Here is a 4,493-nt window from a genome sequence, read left to right on the forward strand (position 1 = left end):
GCCCGCCGAGTACGACAACGAGGCCAACCTCGCCGCCCTGGGCGAGCTGTGGTTCGGCGGCGGCGCCCGGTTCGGCGACTTCGTGCACGTCTCGGTCGCCCAGCACGCCCTCGGTGGTGGGCCGGGACAGCCCGACGCGCCGGGCCAGCTCCGACAGCGTCGCCTCGCCGCCGTCGCGCAGCGCGCGCAGCGTCGCGGCGGAGTTGAGCCGGCGGAGCACCGAGGGGTCGCCTCCGTGGAGAGAGTGGTGCGGCACGGGTACCCCTTGACAGCGTTCGGCGGACGGACGACATTATTGCCAGACTACTTATGAAAGCACCTTGCGTAAGTCGGCCGCCGGTTCCCCCCGGCGGCGCGGACGGCCAGGTCGGAAGGGTGCGCCCGATGCAGCGGACGGGGCCGACGATCGCGGTGGCCGGAGCGGGGCTGCGCGGCCGCGGCTACGCGGCGCGGATCCGGGAGGCCGGGGCCGGCCGGATCGTCGCGGTCGCCGAGCCCGACCCGGCGCGGCGCGCCCGGTTCGCGGCCGAGCACGGGCTCGCGCCGGAGCAGACCTTTCCCGGGTGGCGGGAGATGGCCGCCCGGGGCCGCCCCGCCGACGGAGTGATCATCGCGACGCAGGACGCCGAGCACGCCGAGCCCGCGATCCGGTTCGCCGGCCTCGGCTGCCACATCCTGCTGGAGAAGCCGATGGCGACGTCCGAGGCGGACGCGCTGCGCATCGTCGACGCCGTCGAGCGCGCCGGGGTGATGCTCGCCGTCTGCCACGTGATGCGCTACAGCCGGTACACCCGCGCGTTCAGGAGGCTGATCGAGGACGGCCGGATCGGCGCGCCGGTCAGCGTCCAGCACCTCGAACCGGTCGGCTGGTGGCACCACGCCCATTCCTACGTGCGCGGCAACTGGCGGCGGGCGGAGGAGTCCGGCCCGATGCTGATGACGAAGTCGTGCCACGACATCGACTGGCTGATCCACGTGATGGGCGAGGCCCCCGCGCGGGTGTCCTCGTTCGGGCGGCTGTCGCACTTCCGCCCGCAGGAGCGGCCGCCCGGCGCCGCCGACCGCTGCGTCGAGTGCGCCGTGGAGGCCAGCTGCCCCTACTCCGCGACCCGGCTGTACCTGTCGTGCCTCGGCGACCCCGCCCGCGAGAGGTGGCCGCTCGGCGCGGTCACCGACGACCGCACCGAGGCGGGCGTCCTGGGAGCGCTGCGCGATGGCCCGTACGGGCGCTGCGTCTACGCGTGCGACAACGACGTGGTCGACCACCAGGTCGTGAACATGGAGTTCCCGTCCGGCGCGACCGGCGTGTTCACCATGACCGCGTTCGCGGCGGCCGCCCCGCGCCAGACGCGCGTCTTCGGGACGTCCGGCTCCCTGGAGGGCGACGGCCTCCGCATCACGGTCCGCGACTTCGTCACCGGCGAGACCGAGACCGTCGAGCCCGGCGCCGCCCCTCCCGGCGGCGCGTCCGACGGACGGCACGACCACGACGACGACGCGCTGGCCGACGCCTTCGTCGCCGCGCTCGCGGCGGGCGACCCCGCCCCGCTCAGCACCGGCCCCCGGGAGAGCCTCGCCTCGCACCGCGTCGTGTGGGCGGCCGAACGGGCCCGGCTGGCCGGCACCGTCATCGAACTGGACCCGCGGTCATCCCCGGCGAAAGGCGCGGTGAGCCCGTGACCACCAGACTCCTGCCGGCCGTCGCCGCGGCGCTGTCCCTGGCTCTCGCGGCGGCCGCGTGCGGCGGCTCGTCCGGCGGGTCGTCGCCCGCGCGCAACGACGGCCGGGGCTCCATCACGGTCGCCACCGGCAAGGACCTCACCCGGACCGTGCAGCGGCTCGTCGCCGCGTGGAACGACGGCCACCCGAAGGAGAGGGTCCGGCTCGTCGAGCTGCCCGAGGACGGCGACCAGGCGCGGCAGCAGCTCGTCCAGAACATGAGGATCGAGTCGGACGCCTACGACGTCGTCCGGCTGGACGCGGTGTGGACGGCGGAGTTCGCCGCGCGCCGCTGGATCCTGCCGCTGCCGGACGGGCTGGTCGACGCCTCCTCGTTCGTCCCGGCCGCCCTGGAGACGGGAAAGTACCGCGGCAGGCTGTACGCGGCGCCGTGGCTGACCGGGACCGGCGTCCTCTACTACCGCGAGGACCTCCTCGCCGAGGCCGGGGTGAAGGGTCCGCCGAAGACGTGGGCCGAGCTCCGCGACGCCTGCGCGAAGGTCCGCCGGACGCCCGAGGGCAAGGGCGTCGACTGCTACGCGGGCCAGTACGGGAAGTACGAGGGGCTCACGGTCAACTACTCCGAGGCCGTCCAGTCCGCGGGCGGCGAGGTCTTCGACTCGTCGGGCAGGCCGCGGGTGGACACCCCGCAGGCCAGGGCCGGGCTCAGGTTCCTCGTGGACGGTTTCCGGAACGGCGCCATCCCGCGGAAGGCCATCACGTTCAAGGAGGAAGAAGGCCGCCGTGCGTTCCAGGAGGGGCGTCTGGTCTTCCACCGCAACTGGGCCTACGTGTACGCGCTCGCGGCCGGGAAGGACGGCTCGGAGGTGGCCGGGAAGTTCGGCGTCGCGCCGATCCCGGGAGAGGACGGGCCGGGTTCGGGGACCCTCGGCGGCGACAATCTGGCCGTGTCGGCGTTCTCCAGGCACCAGGCCACCGCCCGCGACTTCGTCGCCCACATCGTCAGCCCGGCCGTCCAGAGGGAGTACGGCAGAGCCCAGTCCTTCCCGCTGTCCCTCGCCGCCCTCTACGGCGACCCAGAAATGATCAAGCGGTACCCGTACCTGCCGGTGCTGAGGCAGGGCATGGACAAGGCGCGGCCGCGCCCGGTCGTCGTCCGCTACAACGAGGTCAGCGCGGCCGTCCAGGAGCACGTCACCGCGGCGCTCACCGGGAGGAAGTCGGCAGACCAGGCGTCCGAGGACCTCCAGAAGGCACTGGCCGCGCTCGCCGACTAGCGGAGCGGTAGGCGCTCGGGGTCACGCCGAGCCTGCGGACGAAGTGCAGGCGCAGGGAGTCGGCGCTGCCGAGGCCGCTGCGGTGGGCGACCTGCGCCATCGGGAGCGCGGTGCCCTCCAGCAGCTCGCGGGCCCGGTCGATCCGCTGGTGCAGCAGCCACTGCAACGGGCTGTGGCCCGTCTCCGCGTGGAACCGGCGCGTCAGCGTGCGGGTGCTGACGCGTGCGTGCCGGGCCAGGTCGGCGAGGGTGAGCGGCTCCCCCAGGCGCCGCACGGCCCAGGCGCGGGTCTCCGCGAGCGACACGTCCGGTCCGGCGGGCAGCGGATCTTCGAGGCGCTGCACCTGGTCAGCGGGACGCGGGGGCGCCGCGACCGTCAGGCGCGCCGCCCCGGCCGCCACCGCGGCGCCGTGGTCCTCGCGGATCAGGTGCAGGCACAGCTCGATCCCGGCGGCGGCCCCGGCCGAGGTCAGCACCGTTCCGTCCGTGACGTACAGGACGTCGGGGACGACCTTCGCGGCGGGGAAGCGGCGGGCCAGGTCGCCGGTGAGGCCCCAGTGCGTCGTGGCGCGGCGGCCCTCCAGCAGGCCCGCCTCGCCGAGCACGAAGGCGCCCGTGCAGATGGCCGCGACGCGTTTCCCCGCGGCCGCCGCGGCGCGCAGGGCGTCCAGGACGGACCGCTCGATGCCGGTGCGGCCCCCGCTGCCCACCACGATGACGCTGTCCGCGCCCCGCACGGCGTCCAGCCCGTGCGGGGCGACGACGTCCAGGCCGCCGACGGTCTCCAGCGGACGCCCCGGCTCGGCGGCGCAGAGCAGCAGCTCGTAGGCGGGACCGCCGCCCGCCTCGGCGGCGCCCAGCACCATCTGCGGGATCGTGACGTCGAAGGTCATCACCGGCGGGACGACGACGACCGCGACCGTGTGCATCTGGCCAGAACCTCCGGACGGTTGGCGATCAGGCCCCTGCCGTCCGGGCGCGGCGGACCGCAGAGTGGATCGGGCAACGGCCGGATGCCCGGCCACTACCTCACTGGAGTGAATTATGCCGTTCCATGTCGTCGTCGGCCGGGGCGCCACCGCCACCGCCACCGCGCTCCTCCTCGCCGGCGCGGGCGACCGCGTCCGGATGGTGTCCCGCAGCGGAGCGGGCCCGGAGCACCCGCTCGTCGAACGGCTCGCACTGGACGCCACCGACACCGCCGAGCTCAGCCGCCTCGCCGAGGGCGCCGCGACCGTGTTCAACGCGGCGGCGCCCGCCTACCACACGTGGCCGGACCTGCTGCCCGCGCTGTTCGGCTCGGTCCTGACCGCCGCCGAACGGTCCGGCGCGGGGTACGTCATGCTGGGCAACCTCTACGGATACGGGCCGGTGGACGGCCCGGTCACCGAGGAGCACCCGCTGGAGGCGACCGGGTCCAAGGGGCGGGTGCGCGCCGAGATCTCGGCCAGCATCGACGACGAACCGGTGAACGCGAACGCGACGGCCTTCGACGCCGCGATCCCGAGGTTGGCGGCCAACGCGGCGACGATGGCCT

At 74.7% G+C, this 4,493-nt stretch carries 4 protein-coding genes and 1 pseudogene; 2 read left to right on the forward strand and 3 right to left on the reverse strand.

Going from position 1 to position 4,493, the window contains the following annotated elements; genetic code table 11:
* Positions 1-256 (reverse strand): Lrp/AsnC family transcriptional regulator (locus AB0K37_RS40420; protein WP_363991073.1); only part of this gene is annotated, 256 nt, incomplete at its 3' end.
* A 128-nt stretch (positions 257-384) separates the two neighbouring features.
* Here AB0K37_RS40420 and AB0K37_RS40425 point away from each other — a divergent pair.
* Positions 385-1,680, forward strand: coding sequence for a Gfo/Idh/MocA family oxidoreductase (locus AB0K37_RS40425; RefSeq protein WP_363991076.1), 1,296 nt, complete (start codon positions 385-387; stop codon positions 1,678-1,680).
* A complete protein-coding gene (locus AB0K37_RS40430) occupies positions 1,677-2,957 on the forward strand; it encodes an ABC transporter substrate-binding protein (protein WP_363991079.1) in 1,281 nt (426 codons plus the stop codon). Before AB0K37_RS40425 ends, AB0K37_RS40430 begins: the two co-directional genes overlap by 4 nt.
* Here the strand turns inward: AB0K37_RS40430 and AB0K37_RS40435 are convergent.
* Both AB0K37_RS40435 and AB0K37_RS40440 read right to left on the reverse strand, forming a co-directional pair.
* Positions 2,887-3,885 (reverse strand): helix-turn-helix domain-containing protein, encoded by a 999-nt coding sequence (locus AB0K37_RS40435; protein WP_363991082.1) that lies wholly within the window; start codon positions 3,883-3,885, stop codon positions 2,887-2,889. The two genes, AB0K37_RS40430 and AB0K37_RS40435, sit on opposite strands and share 71 nt — an antisense overlap.
* Positions 3,886-4,398: 513 nt before the next feature.
* Positions 4,399-4,493, reverse strand: a pseudogene (locus AB0K37_RS40440) (cation transporter); the annotation flags it as partial.

Origin of the sequence: Actinomadura sp. NPDC049753 (assembly GCF_040674655.1) — a bacterium.
Classification (GTDB): Bacteria; Actinomycetota; Actinomycetes; order Streptosporangiales; family Streptosporangiaceae; genus Spirillospora; species Spirillospora verrucosospora.